Origin of the sequence: Paenibacillus arenilitoris (genome assembly GCF_014705655.1) — a bacterium.
Classification (GTDB): Bacteria; Bacillota; Bacilli; order Paenibacillales; family Paenibacillaceae; genus Pristimantibacillus; species Pristimantibacillus arenilitoris.
The window spans coordinates 174,767-197,190 of record NZ_JACXIY010000016.1; the positions used below are offsets into that span (position 1 = coordinate 174,767).

Annotated in this window: 18 protein-coding genes; 9 read left to right on the forward strand and 9 right to left on the reverse strand. The window is 57.6% G+C overall.

The window, feature by feature from the left end:
• Positions 1 to 11: 11 nt before the first annotated feature.
• Positions 12 to 647, reverse strand: a complete 636-nt coding sequence (locus IDH41_RS14930; RefSeq protein ID WP_190862328.1) for a phosphatase PAP2 family protein — start codon at positions 645 to 647, stop codon at positions 12 to 14.
• A 157-nt stretch (positions 648 to 804) separates the two neighbouring features.
• Here IDH41_RS14930 and IDH41_RS14935 point away from each other — a divergent pair, with 157 nt between their 5' ends.
• The 3 genes from IDH41_RS14935 to IDH41_RS14945 are packed head-to-tail and all read left to right on the forward strand — an operon-like array spanning position 805 to position 3,658.
• Positions 805 to 1,671 carry a class I SAM-dependent methyltransferase gene (locus IDH41_RS14935; RefSeq protein WP_190862329.1) on the forward strand — a complete coding sequence of 289 codons (867 nt, stop codon included), beginning with the start codon at positions 805 to 807 and terminating at the stop codon, positions 1,669 to 1,671.
• Positions 1,671 to 2,405, forward strand: coding sequence for an RluA family pseudouridine synthase (locus IDH41_RS14940; RefSeq protein ID WP_223829739.1), 735 nt, complete (start codon positions 1,671 to 1,673; stop codon positions 2,403 to 2,405). The genes IDH41_RS14935 and IDH41_RS14940 overlap by 1 nt, the downstream gene beginning before the upstream one ends.
• Positions 2,405 to 3,658: a CapA family protein gene (locus IDH41_RS14945; protein WP_190862331.1), complete on the forward strand. Its 1,254-nt coding sequence runs from the start codon at positions 2,405 to 2,407 to the stop codon at positions 3,656 to 3,658. Before IDH41_RS14940 ends, IDH41_RS14945 begins: the two co-directional genes overlap by 1 nt.
• A 24-nt stretch (positions 3,659 to 3,682) precedes the next feature.
• Here IDH41_RS14945 and IDH41_RS14950 read toward each other — a convergent pair whose 3' ends face one another.
• Positions 3,683 to 4,087, reverse strand: a complete 405-nt coding sequence (locus tag IDH41_RS14950) for a MarR family winged helix-turn-helix transcriptional regulator (RefSeq protein ID WP_190862332.1) — start codon at positions 4,085 to 4,087, stop codon at positions 3,683 to 3,685.
• 203 nt (positions 4,088 to 4,290) lie between these two features.
• On the opposite strand from IDH41_RS14950, the gene IDH41_RS14955 reads away from it, so the two are divergent.
• Positions 4,291 to 4,458: a hypothetical protein gene (locus IDH41_RS14955; RefSeq protein ID WP_190862333.1), complete on the forward strand. Its 168-nt coding sequence runs from the start codon at positions 4,291 to 4,293 to the stop codon at positions 4,456 to 4,458.
• On the opposite strand, the gene gyrA is transcribed toward IDH41_RS14955, so the two are convergent.
• From gyrA to IDH41_RS14970, 3 genes are all read right to left on the reverse strand, one after another.
• Entirely contained in the window at positions 4,439 to 6,901 is a 2,463-nt protein-coding gene (gene gyrA / locus IDH41_RS14960; RefSeq protein WP_190862335.1) for a DNA gyrase subunit A, read from the reverse strand. The two genes, IDH41_RS14955 and gyrA, sit on opposite strands and share 20 nt — an antisense overlap.
• Positions 6,902 to 6,912: 11 nt before the next feature.
• Positions 6,913 to 8,883 carry a DNA topoisomerase IV subunit B gene (gene parE / locus IDH41_RS14965; RefSeq protein WP_190862337.1) on the reverse strand — a complete coding sequence of 657 codons (1,971 nt, stop codon included), beginning with the start codon at positions 8,881 to 8,883 and terminating at the stop codon, positions 6,913 to 6,915.
• A gap of 259 nt (positions 8,884 to 9,142) precedes the next feature.
• Positions 9,143 to 9,418, reverse strand: a complete 276-nt coding sequence (locus IDH41_RS14970; RefSeq protein ID WP_190862339.1) for a YqkE family protein — start codon at positions 9,416 to 9,418, stop codon at positions 9,143 to 9,145.
• Between the two features lie 131 nt (positions 9,419 to 9,549).
• Between IDH41_RS14970 and IDH41_RS14975 the strand changes: the two genes are divergently transcribed.
• Genes IDH41_RS14975 through IDH41_RS14995 form a run of 5 tightly spaced genes read left to right on the forward strand, consistent with a single transcriptional unit; the run spans position 9,550 to position 14,810 of the window.
• Entirely contained in the window at positions 9,550 to 11,100 is a 1,551-nt protein-coding gene (locus IDH41_RS14975; protein WP_190862341.1) for a spore germination protein, read from the forward strand.
• Positions 11,101 to 11,104: 4 nt separating this feature from the next.
• Entirely contained in the window at positions 11,105 to 12,301 is a 1,197-nt protein-coding gene (locus IDH41_RS14980; protein WP_190862343.1) for a Ger(x)C family spore germination protein, read from the forward strand.
• 5 nt (positions 12,302 to 12,306) lie between these two features.
• The gene (locus IDH41_RS14985; protein WP_190862345.1) at positions 12,307 to 12,543 is read left to right on the forward strand and encodes a hypothetical protein; all 237 of its coding nucleotides are present in this window, start codon (positions 12,307 to 12,309) and stop codon (positions 12,541 to 12,543) included.
• Between the two features lie 17 nt (positions 12,544 to 12,560).
• Positions 12,561 to 13,661, forward strand: a complete 1,101-nt coding sequence (locus IDH41_RS14990) for a GerAB/ArcD/ProY family transporter (protein ID WP_190862347.1) — start codon at positions 12,561 to 12,563, stop codon at positions 13,659 to 13,661.
• 39 nt (positions 13,662 to 13,700) lie between these two features.
• A complete protein-coding gene (locus IDH41_RS14995) occupies positions 13,701 to 14,810 on the forward strand; it encodes a GerAB/ArcD/ProY family transporter (RefSeq protein WP_190862349.1) in 1,110 nt (369 codons plus the stop codon).
• A gap of 531 nt (positions 14,811 to 15,341) precedes the next feature.
• Here IDH41_RS14995 and purT read toward each other — a convergent pair.
• The 4 genes from purT to IDH41_RS15015 all read right to left on the reverse strand — a co-directional run.
• Entirely contained in the window at positions 15,342 to 16,523 is a 1,182-nt protein-coding gene (purT, locus tag IDH41_RS15000) for a formate-dependent phosphoribosylglycinamide formyltransferase (protein ID WP_190862351.1), read from the reverse strand.
• Positions 16,524 to 16,662: 139 nt separating this feature from the next.
• A complete protein-coding gene (locus tag IDH41_RS15005) occupies positions 16,663 to 18,486 on the reverse strand; it encodes an ABC transporter ATP-binding protein (protein ID WP_190862353.1) in 1,824 nt (607 codons plus the stop codon).
• On the reverse strand, positions 18,486 to 20,276 hold the full coding sequence (locus tag IDH41_RS15010; RefSeq protein ID WP_190862355.1) for an ABC transporter ATP-binding protein: 1,791 nt from the start codon (positions 20,274 to 20,276) through the stop codon (positions 18,486 to 18,488). The genes IDH41_RS15005 and IDH41_RS15010 overlap by 1 nt, the downstream gene beginning before the upstream one ends.
• A 295-nt stretch (positions 20,277 to 20,571) precedes the next feature.
• Positions 20,572 to 22,424, reverse strand: a 1,853-nt coding sequence (locus IDH41_RS15015; RefSeq protein ID WP_190862357.1) for a dynamin family protein, incomplete at its 5' end; no start/stop codon positions are given.

The window sequence follows — 22,424 nt, forward strand, 5'->3', positions numbered from 1 at the left end:
TGACAGCTCCTTTACTTGTTGTGCGCCGCATGAACGGCGAGCATCGCGAGGCTGATGACGCCGATGCCGGCCGCATAGCCGGCGAGAATGTCCGACAGGTAATGGACATGGAAATAGATGCGGCTGAGCCCCACCAGCGCGATCAGGACTACGCTGACGACGGCCGTCGCCGCCTTCGCGCCGCGGCCGATGCGGCTAGCTTGCAGCACCGTCAAGGCGATCAGCCCGAACATCGCCATGGCCAGCATCGCGCTGCCGCTCGGGAAGCTCGCTCCGTCCGCTTCGATCCCCCATGCCGCATCCGGTCTCGCGCGGTCAAAGCTTATTTTGAGCCATGTATTAAGCCCGTATGCCGCCGCCACTCCCGCCACGATCGAAGCACCGCGAAGCCAGCCGAACCTCCAGCCGGCAAGCAGGGCCGAGACGAGCGTTATGCACGCAATTGCCGCCGTCGAACCGAGATGGGAGATGAGCCTGAACAAAGCGGTCATCCCTTCGCTCTTCCACGTCGCGGCGAACGCCTGCGCGTTCCGGTCAAAGGCGCTTCCGCCCTGCTCCTGAACGTTTGCCGTCAGCACGGCAAACAAAAAGACGCTTGCCAATAATACGATCATCCATACAACCAGCTGCTTCCGAATAAATACCATCCCCCATTGCTTCGTTTCATTGCTTCATTGTAACAGCTTCGATATAATTATCGAGTACATTACCGAGCTTCGCAAGATGCGGCTGGCGGTTCGCGCGCAGCATCGGCCGTTTACATTCGTATTATAAAAAAAGAGTCAAGAAAGGGTAAAGAGAAACATGTACATAGCGGATAAATGGGTCGATTACGAAGTTATCGATACGGGGGACGGAGACAAACTCGAACGCTGGGGCAACTATACGCTCCGCCGTCCGGACCCGCAAATTATTTGGCCGATCGCGGAAGAGACCGGACTTTGGAAGAAGGCGGACGGCCATTACCACCGGAGCAGCTCGGGCGGCGGCAAGTGGGAGATGAGCCCGTCGCTCCCGGAGCGCTGGACCATCGCTTACGGCGAGCTGAACTTTCATATTAAACCGACGAACTTCAAGCATACGGGCCTGTTTCCGGAACAAGCGGTGAACTGGAGCTGGATGATGGACAAAATCCGGTCGGCCGGCAGGCCGATCCGCGTATTGAACCTGTTCGCCTACTCGGGCGGCGCCACCGTCGCGGCCGCGAAGGCAGGCGCCGAAGTGTGCCACGTGGACGCCGCCAAGGGCATGGTCCAATGGGCGAAGGAGAACGCACAGTTGTCCGGGCTCGAATCGGCGCCGATCCGGTACATTACCGACGATGTGTTCAAGTTCGTGCAGCGCGAGCAGCGACGGGGCAAGCAATACGACGCCATCATTATGGATCCGCCTTCCTACGGGCGCGGACCGAGCGGCGAGACGTGGAAGCTCGAGGAAAATCTGTTCCCGTTCCTGCAAACCTGCACGACGATTCTGTCCGACAATCCGTTGTTCCTGCTCATCAACTCGTACACGACCGGCCTATCCCCTTCGGTGCTTCACAATTTGCTTCATCTGACGATGCACGCGAAGTACGGCGGGGAGATCAACTGCGGCGAGATCGGACTGCCGATAACGAGGTCCGGCCTGAACCTCCCGTGCGGCATTTTGGGACGATGGGAGTCGAAGTGATGCCAATCCCGATTTTGTACGAGGATAATCACCTGCTTGCCGTCGTCAAGCCGCCGGGCGTCTTGTCCCAGGAGGACGAAACCGGCGATCCGGATATGCTGACGCTGCTGAAGCAGGATTTGAAGGAAAGGTACGACAAGCCCGGCAACGTGTTTCTCGGCCTTGTTCATCGCCTGGACCGTACCGTGGGCGGCGTTATGCTGTTCGCCAAAACGTCGAAGGCGGCATCGCGGCTGTCCGAAGCGGTTCGTAGCCGCAGCTTCGGCAAAACCTACGTTTGCGTCGTGCAAGGCGTCCCTGCCAAGCCATCGGCCCGGCTGACGAATTTTATCCGCAAGGACGGCAAGCTGAACGTTGTGACGGTATACGACAAGCCCGCTCCCGAAGCGAAGGAGGCGGTACTCGAATACGAAGTCGCGGCGGCATCCGGCCGCCATTCGCTGGTAGCCGTTCGGCTCCATACCGGAAGGCCTCATCAAATAAGAGCGCAAATGGCGCATATCGGCTGCCCGCTCGTCGGGGATCTCAAATACGGCGCAAGCAAGGCAAGCGGAATGGCCGACATCGCGTTATGGTCGACTTCCGTGACGGTCCCTCACCCGGTGAGCAAAGAGTCGATGAGCTTCCGCTCCGTCCCGGACACGTCCGGCGCTTGGGGCTGGTGGTCGCCCGGGCAGCTCGAAGCGGCGTCGGCCATGCCGGCCATCGAAACACGGGGAGAGGTGGATCGCTAATGCGAAGCAGCAGGCAACGCCAATTTCAAGCCGTTCTATTGCTGCTAAGCTTGATTGGCTTGATCCTTATACTCGTCCTGCCCTCCTGCCAAGCGGGAAGCGGCAACGATGACGGAGGAGGAAAACCGGACGCCTCGGAGAACGCGAATGCGTCCGTGCCGCCCCCTTCTCCGTCGCCGAGCGCGGCCGCAACGCCGACCAAGGCGCCGGAGCCGGTATTCGCGGATGCCGTATGGATGGCGGTCGGCGACGTCATGATGCACAAGCCGCAGCTGCCCGGCTCCTTCGACAAAGCGAACAACCGCTATAATTTCGATCCGTTTTTTGCCGAAGTGAAGCCGATTCTCGAGCAAGGCGACTGGGTCATCGCGAACTTGGAGACGCCGATCGCCGGCGCGGAATTCGGTTACAGCGGCTATCCGCTCTTCAATGCGCCGGCCGAGCTGGCGGAAGCGCTGAAGACGGCCGGCTTCAACCTTATCACGAACGCGAACAACCATTCGCTCGACCAAGGGGAGAGCGGCGTTCTCGGGACGCTGGCGAATTTGAAAGCGCTCGGCCTGCCGTCCGTCGGCACCGCCGTGTCGCGGGAAGAAGCCGACAAGCTGCTGCTCGTGGAGAAGAACGGCATCGTGATGGGCCTGCTGGCTTATACGTACGGCACGAACGGCATCCCGATTCCGGAAGGCAAGCCGTATCTCGTTAACCTGATCGACGAGCAGAAGATAAAGAACGACATCGCGAAGCTCCGGCAAGCCGGCGCCGATTTCATTACCGTCTCCCTCCACTTCGGCACCGAATACCAGACGACGCCAAGCGAAGAGCAGAAGAGGCTTGCCCGCTCGCTCATTGCATCGGGCGCGGACATTATCGCGGGTTCGCACCCGCATGTCGTACAGCCTTACGAGGTCGTCGAGGCGACCGACGGGAACGGCCGGACAAGAGAAGGACTTATCATTTATTCGATGGGAAATTTCATCTCGAACCAGAGGGGCGATACGAAGGATTACGGAGTGATCTTCAAAGTGGGCGTTCGCAAGAACATGTCGGACGGCACGATCGCTTTCACCGAAATCGAATCGATCCCGACGTGGGTGCATCGCTATAAGCCGGATCATGCCTTCCGCTATCGCGTGCTGCCTATCGAAGATACGATCGCCGCCAAGAGCGATACGATGTTATCGCAAGCCGACTACGCGAGTCTGCAAAAAAACTTCGATTTATTGCGCAATCGGCTCGAGTCCATGAAGTGACGGGGGCAGTCTTAGCCCCGTCCCTTACGCATTGGCCACTTTGCCAAGCAAGTACACCAGCAGCTGCTGGTTGTGGGAGGAAATGCGGTCCAGCGACATCTCGATCATTTCGGTCCGGATCGCCGAACCGCGTTCCGCTTCCGCCTTGCCCTTCTCGGATACCGATACCCATACGATCCTTCTGTCGTTGTCGTCCCTGCTGCGCACGATCAGCTCGTTGCGCTCCATCCGATCGAGCAGCGTCGTGATCGCCGCCGGCGTCGTCGCCAAATATTGAAGCAGATCCGACGGTTTCATCGGCTGGTGCTGCAGCAGCAGCTCAAGAACGTTCAGCTGCCCTTCCGTCAAAGGAGCCAGCGATTGTTCCAGGTTATTCTTCCAATCCCGCGAAAGCTTCGTCCACAATCGGGCAAAATCTTCGGTTACCATACCTCACACCCGCTCTCTGTCGTCATTTACCTATTTAACCCTAATTATAGCAAGGTTCAATGTCGAATAAAAGGTTAATACAATTAATAATTTGCGAGATTAATCGATACATTCGCGAACATTCTGACAGCGTTAGACATACAATGTGGCGAAGGCCCGGTTTGGTGTCTATTTATGCGGGATCGCGTAAGGAGCGTGCGACGATGAACGAGAGACAAGCGGAAATTATGCAAAAAATTAAGCGTTACGGCATAATAAAAGACCCGCAATGGCTGGACCGGCCGGATGAGCTGGTGCCATTGTGGGTCGTGCTTGAAGCGTTGGTCGAAGTCATCGAACGCTTGGATCCGCCTAATCGGCCTTTTGATTAATGTCGACCTCGGACTTGGCGAGCGTATCGGCAATGACGTCGTTCTTCTCGACCGGGAACAGCTGCTTTCCGACCGATTTGCGGTCTTCGATGGGCGCCTTCTCCGAACTTGCCGCATGCTTCGCCCCGGAAGCCGTAACCGCTATAATCTCCCTTGCATCTTTGCAGTAGTAGGCGGCAACGAGCGAATCGCCGTTCGATCTGACCCATTTGCCTTCCTTGAACTCGAACGTCTGAACCCCTTTTCCGCCTCTGCCCTGGATCGGATAATCGAGCAGCAGCGAGCGCTTCGCGTATCCGATATCGGAGATGACCAGCAGCTCCCCTTCGTCGTCCGCTACCCATTCCGCCGCGACGAGCTCGTCTCCATCCTTCAGCTGCATGCCTCTGACGCCGGTGGCCACCCTGCCCATCGCATTCACCTCGGATTCGGCGAACCGGATGCTCATTCCCTGCTTGGAGACGAGCATGATCTGCTTCGCGCCGTCGCTGAGCGCGACGCGGATGATTTCGTCTCCTTCCGACACTTTGCAGGCGGCGACGGCGGTCGATCTTGTCGTCGCGTATTCCTTAAGCTCCGTCCGCTTGACCTGCCCCCGCCTCGTCACGAACACAAGGGAAGCGGCCTGCGCGTTCAGGTCCTTCACCGGAATGACGCTTACGATTGAATCATCCTTCGGAAGCGGCACGACGTTCACGATGGCCGTCCCGGTATCCTTCCACTTGAACTCCGGTATCTGGTGTACCGGCAGCAAGTAATATTGCCCCTTGCGCGTGAACAGCAGCAAATTGTCGATCGTGTTCACTTCGAGCAGCTCGCGGATGAAATCGCCTTCCTTCACGCCCGCGCTCTCCACCTCGCCGCCCGATCGCGTGAACGAAAGCATGCTTGTCCGCTTGACGTAGCCGTCTTGACTGAACGTCACCAGGACGTCCTCCGGCGTGACCAGCACCTCCAGATTCACCTTCAGCTCCTCGATCTCCCCGCGCAGATCGGACCGGCGGTCGATGCCGTATTTGTCGCGAATTTCGAACAGCTCGTCCTTGATGACGCTCAGCAGCTTTTTCTCGCTCTCCAGAATCGACTTCAAGTGGGCGATCTTCTTCAGCGTTTCCTTCAATTCCTTTTCGAGCGTCGTAATTTCCAAGTTCGTCAGCCGGTACAGCTGAAGCGTCAGGATCGCATCCGCTTGCCGCGCGGAGAATCCGAACTTCGCAATCAGGTTGTCCTGCGCGTCGGCGCGGTTTTTGGAGGCTTTGATCGTGGCGATCACCTCGTCGAGAATGTTCAGCGCCTTGACGAGTCCTTCGACCACATGCGCCCGGTCCTCCGCCTTCTCCAGCTCGTATTTCGTCCGGAAGGTTACGACTTCCTTCTGATGATCGATATACGCCGACAGCATTTGCTTCAGGCCAAGCTGCATCGGCGTCTTGTTAACGATCGCGACCATGTTGAAGTTATAGGTCACCTGCAAATCGGTTTTCTTCAGCAAATAGGCCAATATCCCTTGCGCATCGGCGTCTTTCTTGAATTCGACGACGATTCTAAGGCCGTTGCGCCCGCTCTCGTCCCGTACTTCGGCAATGCCCTCGACCTTCTTCTCGAGCCGAATGTTCTCGATGGCCGTCACGAGCCGCGACTTGACGACCTGGTACGGAATTTCCGTCACGACCAGCTGCGTCTTGCCGCCGCGCAAATCCTCGATCGCGGTTTTGGCGCGCAAGTAGATGCGTCCCTTGCCGGTGGAGTAGGCTTCCCGAATGCCATCTTCGCCCATGATGATGCCGCCGGTCGGAAAATCCGGTCCCTTCACATGCGCCATCAGCTCTTCGAGCGATAGATCCGGCCGTCCCATGAGCGCGATGCAGGCGTCGATCACTTCGCGCAGGTTATGCGGCGGAATTTCCGTGGCAAAGCCGGCCGAGATGCCGCTGGTCCCGTTCACGAGCAGGTTCGGGTACCGGGACGGAAGCACGACCGGCTCCTTCGTCGTATTGTCGAAATTGTCCTTGAACAGCACCGTCCGCTTGTCGATGTCGCGCAGAAGCTCCATCGCGATCGGCGACAGGCGCGCTTCCGTATACCGCATCGCGGCTGCCGGATCGTCGTCCTGCGACCCCCAGTTGCCGTGGCCGTCGATCAGCGGATGGCCCATCTTCCAAGGCTGCGCCATGCGGACCATGCCCTCGTAGATCGAGGCGTCCCCGTGCGGATGGTAGTTGCCCATGACGTCCCCGACCGTCTTCGCCGATTTCCGGTACTGCTTGTCCGGCGTGTTGCCCGAATCGTACATCGCGTACAGGATGCGGCGCTGAACGGGCTTTAAGCCGTCGCGGACGTCGGGAATCGCACGGTCCTGAATGATGTACTTCGAATAGCGTCCGAAGCGGTCGCCGACGACCTCCTCGAGAAACGCCGGCAAAAACTGTTCCAGCATACTCATGCGTTATCCCCCTACTCCTCGTATTCCATAAAATCGACGTTTTCGACGATCCAGCGCTTCCGCGGATCGACTTTGTCGCCCATCAGCGTCGACACTCTGCGTTCCGCCTTGGCCGCGTCCTCGATCTGCACCTGAAGCAGCGTCCGCTTCTCCGGATCCATCGTCGTCTCCCACAGCTGCTCGGGGTTCATCTCGCCGAGACCTTTGTACCGCTGCAGCTCGTAGTTTTTGCCGAATTCCTTCAAATAATTTTGCAGCTGCTCGTCCGTCCAGGCGTACCTGACCGTCTCCAGCTTGCCCGATTTGCGCGTGATCTTGTAGAGCGGCGGCTGCGCGATATAGACGCGTCCCTGATCGATAAGCGGCTTCATGTACCGGTAGAAGAAGGTGAGCAGAAGCACCTGGATATGGGCGCCGTCCGTGTCCGCGTCCGTCATAATAATGATCTTATTATAGTTGCATTCCTCCGCGGAAAATTCGGAGCCGACGCCGGCACCGATCGCGGAGATGATCGCCTTGTACTCGTCGTTTTTCAAAATATCGATAAGCTTCGCCTTCTCCGGATTCATCGGCTTGCCCTTGAGGGGAAGAAGCGCCTGGTACTTCGAATCCCGGCCCTGCTTCGCCGAACCGCCGGCGGAATCCCCTTCGACGATGAACAGCTCCGTCCTCGTGTAGTCCTTCGATTGCGCCGGCGTCAGCTTGCCGTTCAGGTTCGAGCTCTCGCTCCTCTTCTTGCCGCTGCGGATTTCCTCGCGCGCCTTGCGCGCCGCTTCGCGCGCCTTGGACGCCTGCAGCGCTTTTTTGAGCAGCATTTGGGCGACCTGCGGATTTTCCTCGAGAAACACCTGCATTTTGTCGGATACGATCGCGTCCACGGCGCTCCGGGCAGAGGCGCTGCCAAGCTGATCCTTCGTCTGCCCGACGAACTCCACCTCGGCCATCTTAATGTTGATGACGACCATCATGCCTTCTCGCAAATCGTTGCCCTCGAGGTTTTTGTCCTTTTCCTTCAGCATCGCGCTCTTGCGGGCATATTCGTTCATGACGCGCGTATAGGCGGTTTTGAAGCCCGTCTCGTGCGTGCCGCCGCCGCGCGTCGGAATCGCGTTGACGAACGACGCGATCGTCTCCGTGTACCCGTCATTGTACTGAAGCGCGATCTCCACCTCGATGTCGTCGCGCTCCCCTGCGAAATGGACGACGTCGTGCAGCACGGTCTTGTCCTCGTTCAAGAACTGGACGAACTGCCTCGCTCCGCCGTCATAATGGAAAACGTCCGATTTGCCGCTCCGGTCGTCCTTGATCGCCACTTTAAGGCCGGAGTTCAAGAAGGCGATTTCCTGCAGACGCTCGGCTAGCGTGTCGTAGTTCAGCGACGTGCCGCTTTGAAACACGCGGCCGTCTGGCTTGAACGTAACCTTCGTGCCGGTGCGGTTGGTCGTCCCAGTCACTTCTAGGCCGCGGACGGGCTCTCCGACATGCTCCTTGCCCGCCTCGTCGACCCAATATTCGAAGCGCTGCTTATGAATTTTGCCGTCGCGGAAAATTTCGACCTCGAGCCACTCCGACAGCGCGTTCGTCACCGATGCGCCGACCCCGTGCAAGCCGCCCGATTTCTTATAGCCCCCGCCCCCGAACTTGCCGCCGGCGTGCAGCATCGTGAAGACGACCTGCGGCGTCGGGATGCCCGCTTTGTGCATGCCTGTCGGAATGCCCCGTCCGTTGTCGTGCACCGTAACGGCTCCGTTCTTGTGCAGCGTGACGTCGATCGCCGTGCAAAATTTGGCGAGATGCTCGTCGACGGCGTTATCGACGATTTCCCAAACGAGATGATGCAGCCCCGAGCTGCTTGTGCTCCCTATGTACATGCCCGGCCGCTTGCGCACGGCCGTCAAGCCTTCCAGTACTTGTATATCATCGGCCTCGTAATTTCGGTCTGCGGCCGCGGTATTCGCGAATAAATCCAATTGCTCAGACATGAGCGTCCCCCAATCTGTAGTCACGTTTCCGCATCTTCAAGCTATTTTAATTCAAGTTGTCCCGTTTCGTAAAGACTTCAAGCCTATCGATGCGCGCGCCGATGGCCGAAATCGCCTGCGCCGCAAGGGAATCCCGGTGCGATTTTTCTATAAAAATGATAGATGTTACCATGTTTCGCAATTCGCCCTCGCATTATGCCGCCAAATATAAAAAAGAAGATGTCGGTTCGGCATCTTCCCCGCTGCGGGCGCGCAGCGCTCACTTGTACTTCGACCAATTCGTGTCGCTGTTTTCAAGCAAATACGAGAAGTCGTTCTCCAGCCGCTTCCGCTCCTGCTTCTTCTTCTCTTCTTCTTCCTTCCGGATCGCCTCCTTGCGCTCCGCCTCCCGCTTCGACAGCTCCTCGGCCTGCGCCTTCAGCTTCTTCACGACATCCGCGCTCAGCAGCTCGTTCAGCCGCACCGCTTGATCCTTCTCGCCCTGCGCCGCGCTTCTCCCGGGCTGCGCCGGCGGCGCCTTTCTTTTTTTGCCCATGCTATCGCTCCTCCCGTCACCGTTTCTTTCGCCTGCATAAAAATGGTCATTGAAATGATACTATAACAAATGCCCGCGAATGCCGCAATCCGCAAACGCGGGCAGATTACCCCACGAAAGAACGGACGCCTATGAAGAACAACGATACCAAAGCGGAACCTATCAAGGAAGAGCTAAAGGAAAATATACAAAAAATCAAACAAGACCTTGGCGGGAGCGACGATATCATCATCCGCGAGATCACGTTCGGCAAAGACGACAGCGCGCATGCGGCGATTATTTACACGGACGGACTGGCGGACAAAAAGCTAATCACCGATTTCATTTTAGATTCCCAGACGCAAAAAAGCTATGCCGAAGAGCTGGACCGGGAAGCGGACCGCGATAATCTGCTCGAAGCGTTGAAGGCGCTGGCGCTGAATTTGGGGGACAATAAGGAGATCGCGGATTTCCGTTCGCTCTATAACGCGATCCTATCCGGCGAGACGGTGCTGCTGCTGGAAGGCTATTCGGTCGGCATCGCGGCAAGCACCCGGGGCTGGAAAGACAGAAGCGTATCGGAACCCGTCGCGCAAAGCGTCGTGCGCGGGCCGCAGGAAGGATTCACCGAGACGCTGCGCACGAACACGTCGATGATCAGGCGGAAGATCAAGGACCCGAATCTATGGCTCGAGACGATGCAGATCGGCAAAGTAACGAAAACGGACGTCGCTATCATGTACATAAAAGGAATCGTGAGCGACAAAGTCGTCGAGGAGGTTCGGGCAAGGCTTGACCGCATCGACATCGACGGCGTGCTGGAGAGCGGCTACATCGAAGAGCTGATCCAGGACGAAGCCTTCTCGCCGTTTCCGACCATCAACAACACCGAGCGGCCGGACAACGTAGCGGCCGAGCTGCTGGAAGGGCGCGTCGCCATTCTCGTCGACGGAACCCCGTTCGTGCTTATCGTTCCGACCTTGTTCATTTCCTTCTTCCAAACGGCCGAAGATTATTATCAACGAGCGGATATAAGCACCCTGCTGCGGTTTATCCGGTTTATCAGCCTGTTTATCGCCATGGTCGGTCCGGCGCTCTACATTGCGATCACGACGTTTCATCAGGAATTGCTGCCGACGCAGCTGCTAATCAGCCTTGCGGCCCAGCGGGAAGGCGTTCCCTTTCCCGCTTTCATCGAAGCGCTGATGATGGAGGTAACCTTCGAGGTGCTTCGGGAAGCGGGCATCCGAATGCCCCGTCCAATCGGACAAGCGGTATCGATCGTCGGCACGCTCGTCATCGGCCAAGCGGCCGTCGAGGCCGGCATCGTATCGGCATCGATGGTCATCGTCGTATCGATAACCGCCATCTCCAGCTTCGTCATAACGGGCTACAGCATGGCGATCTCGGTCAGGATGATCCGATTCGTCATCATGGGACTGGCTGCGGCGTTCGGCATCTTCGGCATTGTCGTGGCGCTCATCGCCCTGGTCATGCACTTGTGCAGCCTCCGTTCCTTCGGGGTTCCGTATATGAGTCCGTTCGCCCCGTTCGTTCCTGCCGATCATAAGGACACGATCTTTCGGCTGCCGCACTGGGCAATGTCCACTCGCCCGCGGTTAATCAATCAGCGGAACGTCAATCGCGAGCAAACCTCGAAGCCTACGAAGCCGGCGGATAGGAACAATCAAGGAAGGAGATGAATCCATGATCCGGATGCTGTCCATGCTGTTATGCCTCTCCCTGTTCTTCATGCTGCTGGCCGGATGCTGGAGCCGTCGGGAGCTCGACGAGCTCGGCATTTCGGTCGGCATCGGAATCGACAAGGCGGGCAAAGGGTACAAGGTAACGACGCAAGTGGTTAGCCCCGGAGAGATCGCGGCCGCCAAGCCGAGCGGCAACCGCGCGCCGGTGACCGTCTACGAAGCGACGGGAGAGACGGTAATCGAAGCGATCCGCAAAATTACGACGATGAGCTCCAGGCCGATCTATTTGGCCCATCTTCGCGTTCTCGTCATCGGAGAAGCGTTGGCGAGGGAGGGCATCCATAAGCCGCTTGACCATTTTTCGCGCGATCACGAGGTGCGGACCGACTATTTCGTGATCGTCGCGAAGGGGACTACCGCGTCGAACGTGCTGAAAATCTTGACGCCGATCGAGAAAATTCCCGCCAACAATCTGTATCTCTCTCTGGACACTTCGCAGAAGGAATGGGCCCCGGCGGCGACGGTTACGCTCGACGAGCTCATATCCGACATTGTGAGCGACGGAAAGAATCCCGCGCTCTCCGCCGTCAAGGTGGTCGACAAGCAAATCGGGCAAACGCAGAAAAACATCGAGATCATCAAGCCTCCCGGTCATTTGAGATTTTCCGGCATTGCCGTATTTCGCGACGACAAGCTCATCGGTTTTTTAAACGAAAAGGAAAGCAAAGGCTACAACTACGTGACCGACAACGTGAAAAACACCGTAGGCTCGATGGCTTGTCCGAACGGCGAGAAGATCGCGGTCGAGATCATGAAATCCAAAACGAAAGTTAAAGCGAAAATGTCGAACGGCAATCCGAGGATCGAGATCAAGGTGAGCATGGAGGACAACATAGGCGAGGTCGAATGCCAAATCGATATCACGAAGCGCGAAACGATCGCCGAACTCGAGAAGATCGCCGAACGGCGGGTTCATGACAATATTATGAATACGGTCAAAAAGGTGCAGCGCGACTTGAAGGTGGATATATTCGGATTCGGTGAAGCGATGAGGATGGAGAATCCCGCGGCCTGGAATCAGTTAAAGCAAAATTGGAACGAGCGATTCTCCGATCTGGACGTGTTCGTCACGGCCGACGTCAAAATCCGGCGCATCGGCACGGTCGCCAATTCGTTTCACAAAGAAGGAGAGGAATAACGCGGATGTGGGTCATCTTCGGGATCGTCGTTACGGCGGCCGGTTTCGCGCTAATCGAAATGCGTCCGCTCGCCAAAGCGGGTAAGATCAAGGAACTTTGGCTGTTTGCGCTGCTGCTTCTGGCCGGAACCGGACTATGCATCGCGGTTTCCCTCGACGCGCCCGTCCCGAATCCGCTTGATCTCATCTATGCCCTCTTTCGGCCATCGAGCCGAATGCTGGAGTTGCTGTTAAAGGAATGACGGGAGATGGATTCGAGATGACGGGCAAAGTTCAAATATCGCTACGGCAGTTCACGGTGCTCGTCATGTTTTATTCAATCGGGACGACAATCCTCGTCATCCCCGCCGCCTTGGCCGCGACCGCCAAACAAAATGCCTGGATTGCCGCGTTCGCGGGCTGGCTGCTCAGTCTGATCATTACGGCTTTGTATGTCAAGCTCGGCAGCTTGTTCCCCCGCAGGAGTATCGTTCAATATGCCGCGCTCCTCACGGGGGGCTGGATAGGCAAGCCGATTTCCTTGCTCTTTATTTTTTACTCCTTCGTCGGAGCGGCTACGGTGCTGTACTATATGGGCAACTTCATGACGACGCAGGTCATGCCCGAAACGCCGATCGAAGCGTTTATCGTCTTGTTCGCGGGCCTCGTCGTATTCGGCTTGCGGCTGGGCCTCGAAGTGCTCGCTCGGACCGCCGAAATATTGTTTCCTTGGTTCGTCGTTCTCTTCGTCGTCCTGACGATCTTCCTGCTCCCTGAAATCGAAATGAAAAATATAAGGCCCGTTGCCGAGATCGCCTTCAAACCGATTCTGAGCGGCGCCATCAGCTACATAAGCTATTCCTCCCTTCCGCTTATCGTATTTTTTATGATTTTTCCGGCGAACCTGAATCGTAAGCGCGAAGCGGGCAAAGCGTTTTTGATCGGGACGCTGGTCGGCGGAATATTCGTGATCATCGTCACGTTTTTGTGCATATCGATTCTAGGGGCCGATTTCACGGAACGGAACATGTTCCCGAGCTACGCTTTGGCCAAAAAAATCAACATCGGCAACTTTGTGGAGCGGGTCGAGATTTTGATCGCGGGCATTTGGTTCATGACCATTTTTTTTAAAACCGTGCTCTACGCTTACGGCTTCGTCGCGGGTCTGGCTCATCTGTTCGAATGCGAGGACTATCGGCCGCTTGTGCTGCCGTCAGGGATGATCCTTGCCGCAAGCTCGCTTGTCGTCTATCCGAACGTCGTCTACATGCTGGAATTCGATTCCACCGTCTATGTCCCGTTTTCCTTCGCGATCGGTCTGGCGCTTCCGCTGCTGCTGCTGCTTGTTGCAGGCTTAATCCGTAAAAAACGAAACCATTGATCCAAAAATAACGCATAACTGCCAAGGGAGCGGATAACGATGGCCGGCGGCGAGAAAATATCGATTCGTCAATTCACTGTGCTCGCGATGTTCTATACGATCGGCACGACGATACTCGTCATCCCGTCGACGCTTGCCTCCGATGCCAAGCAGAATGCCTGGATCGCGTCGATTGCCGGCTTGCTTGCAAGCATGGCGATTGTCGCGTTATATATCGCCATCGGAAGGCTGTATCCGAATACTACGCTTGCCGGCATGCTGGAAGCCGCGTTCGGGAAATGGCTGGGCAAGCTCGCAACCCTCGCGTTTATTTTCTTTTCGTTTGTCGGCGGTTCCGCCGTCTTGTATTATATGGGCAATTTCATGACGACGCAGATTATGCCGGAAACGCCGATCGGGGCCTTCATCGTCCTGTTCGGAGGACTTGTCGTCATCGGCGTCCGGCTTGGCCTGGAGGTGCTCGCCCGCACCGCCGAAATTTTATTCCCGTGGTTTCTCATGCTGTTTATCGTATCCGCCTTGTTCCTGCTGCCCGAGATCGACCTCGCGAACGTGAAACCGATTGTCGGGATCGGCCTTAAGCCGATTGCGAAAGCCTCTTTGGCCTATACGGGCACGGCCACGCTGCCGCTTGTCCTCTTTCTCATGTTCTTTCCGGCCGCCTTGAACCGGAAGCAAGGCGCCGGCAAGGCGCTCCTCGTCGGCAACGTGATCGGCGGACTCTTCATTGTCATCGTAACCTACCTCAGCATTTCGGTACTCGGAGCCGATTTTTCGTCTAGAAACCTGTATCCCAGCTATGCGCTCGCCAAAAAAATAAATATCGGAAATTTTATTCAACGGGTCGAAATTTTAATGGCCGGCATGTGGTTTCTGAGCATTTTTTTCAAAGCCGCCTTTTACGCTTACGGATTCGCCGCCGGCCTCGCTCGGCTTTGCGGCTGCAAAGATTACCGGCCGCTGGCGCTCCCGTGCGGAATGATCCTGATCGCCTACTCGCTCGTCGTCTATCCGAACGTCGTTTACATGATGGATTTCGACTCGACCGTATATATCCCATATGCGATATCGACGGGCTTATTGCTGCCGTTGCTCCTCCTTGCCGCCGGATTGATCAGGAAGAAACCGGGGGGACGGACGAACGAATAGCCGAATAAGACCTGATTCGCCATATCGAGCCCATGTTAGCGCATCAGATCTAATTTTTAGATCCGATTTGTCTCGGAGCGGCCGCATGAGCTCCTTTTCCGCCGATACCAAGCAGTCGATCACATTACAGGTTCCTCTTTTTAGAGATAAAGTTTCAGAAACTGAAACTAAATGCAAATGATGGTGCAACATCGGGGAATTAGTTTCAAATTTTGAAACTACTTCGGATAATATGATAAGGATAAGCTCGGATCGGACCGTTTAATATCAATATTTGAAATTGAATCGGTGGCGAATGGAGTTAGAGTTGATTTTGTTTCATTTATTGAAATTAGCGTCGCGATCGCACAGCTTAACATCGTCAAGGAAAGGAAACCTGTCCGGAATACACAAGATTGAATGATACCGGAAGCGTCGCGAACGAATGAGCGGGGTAGAATGTGCGGATACGAATGTGCGGGTACGACAAAAAACGGAGTTGTCTCTCGGGCCGCTTAACGGCCTTTTGAGACAGCTCCGGATAGAACTCCGTTATTCGCCGTATTCGATGAACAGCGATTCAGCGGCCATGCGAGCCGCTTCGCGCGCCCGTTCGGCGTCCGGTGCGGTGCTGAGCGCGACGGCCATTCGGCGGCCGACCTTCGTCTCCGGCTTGCCGAACACGCGAACCTGCGTATTCGGAACCGATAACGCCTCGCCGACGCCACCGATCCGGAACGATGCGGATTCGCGGTCCGCCTTGAGCGTATGGGAAGCGCCCGGGCTAAGCAGGCGGATCGTCGGGATCGGAAATCCGAGTATGGCGCGAACGTGCAGCGCGAATTCGGACAAGTCCTGCGTCGCCATCGTCACCATGCCCGTATCGTGCGGACGCGGCGACACTTCGCTGAACAGGACGCCGTCCTTCGTCAGGAACAGCTCCACGCCGTAGATGCCGTAACCGCCCAGCTCGTCCGTAATGCGAAGCGCGATTCTCTCGGCTTCGGCGATCTGCCGCTCCGTCATTTCGTGCGGCTGCCACGATTCGATGTAATCGCCGTCCTTCTGCACGTGTCCGATCGGCGGACAGAACGAAGTGCCGGATACCGAGCGAACCGTCAGCAGCGTAATTTCGGATTCGAACGTGACGAAGCCCTCGACGATGATGCGCTGCTTCTTCGCCCGCCCGCCCTCCATCGCGTAATTCCAGCTGGCTTCAAGCTCCGCCTCGGAGCGGCACACGCTTTGCCCTTTGCCGGAGGAGCTCATGATCGGCTTAATGACGCACGGAAAGCCCAGTTCGGCCGATGCCCCGCGAAGCTCGTCCAGCGTATCGGCGAAGCGGTACGGCGCGGTAGGCAGCCCGAGCGTCTCCGCCGCCAAACGGCGGATGCCTTCGCGGTCCATCGTCAGGCGCGCGGCGCGCGCCGTCGGGATGACCGTGTGTCCCTCCCGCTCGAGCTCAAGCAGCGTCTCGGTCGCGATCGCTTCGATCTCGGGCACGATATAATCCGGACGTTCCCGCTCGATAATGCGGCGAATCGCCTCCCCGTCAAGCATGTCCGTCGTATAGCCGCGATGGGCGACCTGCATGGCCGGCGCGTTGTCGTAGCGGTCGACGGCGATCGTCTCCACCCCGAGGCGCTGCGCCTCCAGCGCCACCTCCTTGCCGAGCTCGCCTGCGCCCAGCAGCAGCAGCTTGCGGGCATTTGTCGTCAGCGGTGATCCATACATATGCAAAAAAAGAACCTCCTGGAAGCGTTCCGATGCCCCCGCGCAAGCGGCTGTGAGCAGCTAGCGGGCGCATCGGCGCGTTTTTCTTCCATTGTGGAGGTTCGCATGGCAAAAATCAACTTATTTATTCGAGCGATCGTTATAAAAAGCGGTATTGCGCCTCGATCAGCCCGTTATAGACGCCTCGCTTCGCGATCAAAGCATCGTGGTTGCCCTGTTCGACGATTCGGCCGTGATCGAGCACGATGATTTCGTCCGCGTGGCGGATCGTGGACAGCCGGTGCGCGATCATGAACGACGTCCGGCCTGCGAGGAGCGCCTTGAGCGCTTCCTGGATCTTGAGCTCGGTCTCCGTATCGATGCTCGCCGTCGCTTCGTCCAGAATAAGGATGCGCGGATCGGCTAGAAGAGCGCGCGCGAACGACAGCAGCTGCCGCTGTCCCATGGACAGCACGTTGCCGCGTTCCTCGACCTGCGTGTCGTAGCCGTCGGGCAAATTCATGATGAAGTCGTGCGCGTTAACGGCTTGCGCGGCCTTCACGATCTCCGCGTCCGTCGCGTCGAGGCGGCCGTAGCGGATATTGTCGCGGATCGTGCCCGCGAAGATGAACGTATCCTGGAGCACGATGCCGACCTGCGAGCGCAGGCTTTCGATCGATACGTCGCGGATGTCGATGCCGTCGATTAGGACGCGGCCCTGCACCGGATCGTAGAAGCGGCACAGCAGGTTAATGATCGTGCTTTTGCCAGAGCCGGTATGCCCGACCAGGGCGATGGACTGCCCGGCTTTGACGTCGATCGTCACGCCCTTCAGCGCCGGTCTTCCCTTCTCGTATTCGAAGACGAGCTGGTCGAACTTCACGTCGCCCTTGATTTTCGGAAGCGGCTTCGCTTCCTTCAATTCGGCGACCGTCGGCTCCTCGTCGATAAATTCGAAAATGCGCTCCGAGGAGGCCATGGCGATCAGAAGCTGGGAGTACATTTGGCCGAGCCGGTTGATCGGCTCCCAGAAGTTGCCGATATAGTTCGCGTAGCCGACGAGCAGGCCTACCGTGATCACGTCCTGCTGAATCAGGTGGGCGCCGTACCAGAACAGGATGAACGTGCCGATCGCCGCCGTAATCTCGATGACCGGACCGAACGTCTGGTTTAGCGCGGAAGCCCTATCCCAAGACTTCATGTTCACTCCGTTCATCTTGGTGAAGAAGCCCATGTTGTCTTTCTCCTGCACGTAAGCCTGCGTCACCTTCATCCCTTGAATGCTCTCGTTCAAATGGGCGTTAATGCGCGACTGCTTGATGCGGACGTCCTGCCAGGCAAATCGGATCCGCTTGCGCAGCGAGGACGAGACGAGAAACATAAGCGGCACCGTAATCATAACCGCGAGTCCGAGCTTGAAATTCCACACGAGCAGAATAATGACGATCCCGAGGAGCTGCACGCAGTCCATGAGCAGGTTGACGACCCCGTTCGTGAACAGGTCCTGCAGCGAATTGACGTCGTTCGTCACCCGGACCAGCACCGATCCCGCGGGACGTTTGTCATAGAAGCGGAACGACAGCTTCTGAATGTGCTGGAACAGGTGCTTGCGCAAATCGTAAATAACCTTTTGTCCGATAATGTTCGTATATTTGATCCGGTACGTGTTAGATGCCCATTGAATAATATATAAAAGAAGCATAAGACCGGCGAACAACAGCAGCTTCGGAATGCTGGACTCCCCGTTCTCCGGAGAGATCGCCTCGTCGATCGCCAGAATGACGAGCGCCGGGACCCCGAGGCGGGTAAGCGTTCCGAGAATCATCATCGCGATGACGGGCGAGAGCTGCCTCATGTATGGCTTCATATACGTGAACAGCCTGCGCAGCTGTCCCCAGTTAAACGGCTTTTCGATCAGCTCGTCGTCCTGGTAGACGAAACGTTCGTTTTTATTGATGGCACTGCCTTTGCTGCTTGCGCTCATTATACGGTACTTCCTTTCCGTTCGGCCGCCGGCGCAGCCTGCTTCGCGGCTTCGCCCTGCGGTACGTCAGCGTATTGGATGTTGTAAGTGTCTCGGTAACGTCCCGGCTGCGCGATCAGCTCGGCATGCGTGCCTCGCTGCACGATATGGCCTTCGTCGAGAACGATAATTTCGTCGGCATGGCGAAGCGACGATATCCGGTGCGCGATGATGAACGTCGTGCGGCCCGCCATCAGCTCTTTGAAGCCGGCTTGGATTTCGTGCTCGGTCTCCATGTCGACGGCGCTCGTCGCATCGTCCAGAATGAGAATGCGCGGGTTTTTGATCAGCGCTCTCGCAATCGCGATCCGCTGCTTCTGGCCGCCGGATAAGCCCATGCCGCGCTCCCCGACGATCGTGTCGTAGCCGAGCGGAAGCTCCATGATGAAGTCGTGCGCTTTGGCCAGCCTGGCGGCGCGCTCGATCTCCTCCTGCGTAATGTCCTTGACGCCGTAGGCGATATTGGCGCGGATCGATGCGGAGAACAGGAACGTTTCCTGGAAGACCGGCGCAATCAGGCGGCGCAGGCTCTCGACGTCCAAATCGCGGATATCGATGCCGTCAAGGGTAATCGTACCCTTCTTCACGTTGTAAGCGCGCATGAGCAGCTGGATGATCGTCGATTTGCCGGAGCCCGTAGCCCCGAGCAGGCCGATGACGGAGCCGGCAGGCGCGTCGATGTTGATTTCGGTTAAGGCCGGCGCCTTGTCCGGATAGCTGAACGTAACCTGGTCGAAACGGACATGGCCTGTGACCGTATCGGCGTTCGCCTCGACCGCATGTTCAATGTTCTTGACGTGCACGTGCTCGTTCAAAAGTCCCAGCACGCGCTCGCCCGAAGCTTTAAACTGCGTATAGTTGTTGATATGGAAGCCAAGACCCCACATCGGTCCGATAATATACCAGATCAAGCTGAAGAAGGCGACGAACTCGCCGAGCTTCAGCGAGCCGTTTATGACGAGTATGCCTCCGGTGACGAGCAGGATGACGGCGCTGAGGTTCGCGACAAGCTCCATAACCGGGAAAAATTTTGACCAAATCTTCGCGGCCCCGACCTGGTTCGTCTGGTACGCCTCGCTGCGCACCGAAAACTTCGAAACCTCGTGATCTTCCCTCGCGAACGATTTGACCGTTCTGACGCCCGTAATATTTTCCTGAACGGCCGTCGTCAGGTTGCTCATCGCTTGGCGCATCTCGCGAAAGGCCGGATGGATGTGGCGCTCGAACCGGATGGCCGTGAAGCCGAGCAGCGGGATCGTTACGAGCGTGATGAGCGTCAGCTGCCAGTGGATCGACAGCATCATCGCGCCGCCGAAGGTGATCATCAGCACCATGTTCAAAATTTGCGCGAAGCCGAAGCCGATGAATTGGCGGATCGCTTCGAGGTCTGCCGTCAGCCTCGACATGAGGTCTCCCGTCTTCGCTTTGTCGTAATATTGAAAGGACAGCGTCTGAAGCTTATCGTACAGCGCGTCTCGCATATGGAAGGCGACCCTGTTGCCGAGCCGTCCCCCGAAAAATCCGTGCAAAAACTGCATGCACCCCTTAAAAGCAACTACGCCGACGACCGTGAACGCCAGCGCCGGCACCAACTCGAACTTCTGCGGCGCGATGACGTCGTCAATCAGGAAACGCAGCAAATTCGGATAGACCAGTCCGAGCGCCGTCGCGCACATTAAGCACAAAATCGAAGAGAACAGAAACTTTCGATCCCTCCAATAAAATGCTTTCAATTGCCTTAACACGTCCAAGTAAATCCATCTCCCCGTATCTATTTTGTAAGCATGAATGAATATTATCAGCATCGGTAAACGGTAGCAAACGGTAGAAATATGCGAATAGTTGATTGAAACCGCTTATTGTGGCGATATGGAAATCGGAACCCCCGCATCCTCCCAAATGGTCTTAAATCGTGATGAACATGTGCGAATTGCTCGCTTTTTGCACAGAAACACACTAAATAAAAAAATGCTTTTGCGGGGCGTACTTGCACCCGCAAAAGCACCTAGCTATAAATGCGATGAAACATGCCGAATTCATTGACGTTTAGAGATCGATCAGCTTGCGATGCAGCTCCTTCAGCACCGCCGTGTCCGCGCTCCCCGCGAGCGTGCTCCGCTTGCCGTCGGCGTAGGCCCGCATATCCTTCAGCAGCGCGCCGCCGGCGCGTTCGGAAGCGAGCTTCCACATGCCGCCGTACAGCTCCGTCCAAGCGGAAGCCTGAACGGCCATCCAACCGTTCAAGGAAGGCACGACCGCGGCTTCCAGCTCCTTGCGAAGGAGCGCCTTGCCTTCGCCTTCGAAGAAATGGCGCGGCGACTTGAACCGGCTCCACAGCAGCTTCGCGTCGATGCCCCCGGCCTCCCAGCCGTTCGGCGCCTCCGGCGTCGGCAGCTCCGCTTCCTCGTAAGGCACCGCCTTATAAGAGGCGATTGAAGCTTCCAGCTCCAAAGCGAAGCTCTCGTACCGCTTCCCGAGCACGGCATGTATGCCGCGTTCCATCCGCAGAGAAGTCGCCAGCATTTCCTGCGACAGCTCCAGCCCGACGAGCCGCTGCAGCTCGAGCCACGACGTCCAGAGCGCTTTGCGCAAATCGCGTCCGTCATCCTGCAGCGAAGCCGGGTTGAACGCCAGGTTGTAGAACTCCCCGAAGCGGAATTGAATCCGCTGGACAACGTAATAAAGCAGCTCGCTGAGCTCCTGCTTCAGCTGCTCCGGCAGCGCGCCGTCCCGGAAGGCGTCGATCGCTTCCTCCGACCTGCCCACGGCAGACAGCAAGTCCCGCAGCTCCGCCTCACGCTCCGCCTCGTCGCCTTCCGCGCTCTTCAGCCAGCCCGCCACCGTCGCGGCCGCGCGCTGCACGTCCTGCTCCGCCGATTCCGCGGCGAGACGTCCGAGATCCTGCTGAATGAAGGACAGGAACGATTGCTCGAACGCCTCGATGCCCGACTTCGCGAGCATGGCCGCGTCGCCGTACAGCTTGCCGTCCAGCGCCAGCAGGCTCGATACCGGGAACAGCCGGGGGTTTCGGATCGCATGCTGCAGGAGGTTCGCCTCCACGTGCTTCAGCACCCCGGCCAGCTCCTCCCCGCTCGCGGCCAAATCGGCTGCGTTCACGAGGAAAAACATTTTGTCGAGCTCGAATTGATCCTTCACCCGGCCAAGCTGCATCAAAAACTGCCGGTCGGCTTGGGAGAAGGCATGGTTGTAGTAGGTGACGAACAGGACGGCGTCCGCATTCTTGATATAGTTGAACGCTACGCCCGTATGTCTCGCGTTCACCGAGTCGGCGCCCGGCGTATCGACGAGGACGATGCCCTGCGCCGTTAACGCGCAATCGTAATGCAGCTCGATCTCGCTGACGAAGCAAGATTTGGCCTCTTCCGCGACGTAGCGTTCATATTTGTCCTGATCGACGGCGAGATGACGCCCGAGCAGCGCCTCGTGCTCCTGCCAGCCCGTGCGCGCCGCGCGCAGGAAGCTGTAATGCGGACGTCCGCCCGCGCCGATCGCATCCGGCGACAAGCCGTCGATCGCCCGCATGATCGCGGCGGCGTCCAAGGCTTCCGGCGCGTCTTCGCCAAGCAGCGCAAGCGAATAGCGCAAATCGTCCAGCATCGCTTCGCGCGACTTCATGACGATGCGGGCCGTGCCGTGCGCGTGCTCCCCGGTCGGGGGCACGAGCCGGTTGATCGCCGCCGTCGTCGGGTTCGGCGACACCGGCAGCACCGGCTCGCCGATCAGCGCGTTCGCGAGCGACGATTTGCCGGCGCTGAAGGCGCCGAACAGCGCGATGGTGAAGCGGCTGTCCCGCAGCCGCTTCGCCTTGTCCCGCATCGACTGCGCGGCCGCGGCCAGCGCCGCGTGCGGCGCCAGCAGCTCCGCGGCGGCCGCGAGCC

What these genes read in the sequence shown, in the direction of transcription:
- IDH41_RS14930 (WP_190862328.1), bottom strand. Translation starts at nt 647, where the DNA reads ATGGTATTTATTCGGAAGCAGCTGGTTGTATGGATGATCGTATTATTG.
- IDH41_RS14935 (WP_190862329.1), top strand. Translation starts at nt 805, where the DNA reads ATGTACATAGCGGATAAATGGGTCGATTACGAAGTTATCGATACGGGG.
- IDH41_RS14940 (WP_223829739.1), top strand. Translation starts at nt 1,671, where the DNA reads ATGCCAATCCCGATTTTGTACGAGGATAATCACCTGCTTGCCGTCGTC.
- IDH41_RS14945 (WP_190862331.1), top strand. Translation starts at nt 2,405, where the DNA reads ATGCGAAGCAGCAGGCAACGCCAATTTCAAGCCGTTCTATTGCTGCTA.
- IDH41_RS14950 (WP_190862332.1), bottom strand. Translation starts at nt 4,087, where the DNA reads ATGGTAACCGAAGATTTTGCCCGATTGTGGACGAAGCTTTCGCGGGAT.
- IDH41_RS14955 (WP_190862333.1), top strand. Translation starts at nt 4,291, where the DNA reads ATGAACGAGAGACAAGCGGAAATTATGCAAAAAATTAAGCGTTACGGC.
- gyrA (WP_190862335.1), bottom strand. Translation starts at nt 6,901, where the DNA reads ATGAGTATGCTGGAACAGTTTTTGCCGGCGTTTCTCGAGGAGGTCGTC.
- parE (WP_190862337.1), bottom strand. Translation starts at nt 8,883, where the DNA reads ATGTCTGAGCAATTGGATTTATTCGCGAATACCGCGGCCGCAGACCGA.
- IDH41_RS14970 (WP_190862339.1), bottom strand. Translation starts at nt 9,418, where the DNA reads ATGGGCAAAAAAAGAAAGGCGCCGCCGGCGCAGCCCGGGAGAAGCGCG.
- IDH41_RS14975 (WP_190862341.1), top strand. Translation starts at nt 9,550, where the DNA reads ATGAAGAACAACGATACCAAAGCGGAACCTATCAAGGAAGAGCTAAAG.
- IDH41_RS14980 (WP_190862343.1), top strand. Translation starts at nt 11,105, where the DNA reads ATGATCCGGATGCTGTCCATGCTGTTATGCCTCTCCCTGTTCTTCATG.
- IDH41_RS14985 (WP_190862345.1), top strand. Translation starts at nt 12,307, where the DNA reads ATGTGGGTCATCTTCGGGATCGTCGTTACGGCGGCCGGTTTCGCGCTA.
- IDH41_RS14990 (WP_190862347.1), top strand. Translation starts at nt 12,561, where the DNA reads ATGACGGGCAAAGTTCAAATATCGCTACGGCAGTTCACGGTGCTCGTC.
- IDH41_RS14995 (WP_190862349.1), top strand. Translation starts at nt 13,701, where the DNA reads ATGGCCGGCGGCGAGAAAATATCGATTCGTCAATTCACTGTGCTCGCG.
- purT (WP_190862351.1), bottom strand. Translation starts at nt 16,523, where the DNA reads ATGTATGGATCACCGCTGACGACAAATGCCCGCAAGCTGCTGCTGCTG.
- IDH41_RS15005 (WP_190862353.1), bottom strand. Translation starts at nt 18,486, where the DNA reads ATGAGCGCAAGCAGCAAAGGCAGTGCCATCAATAAAAACGAACGTTTC.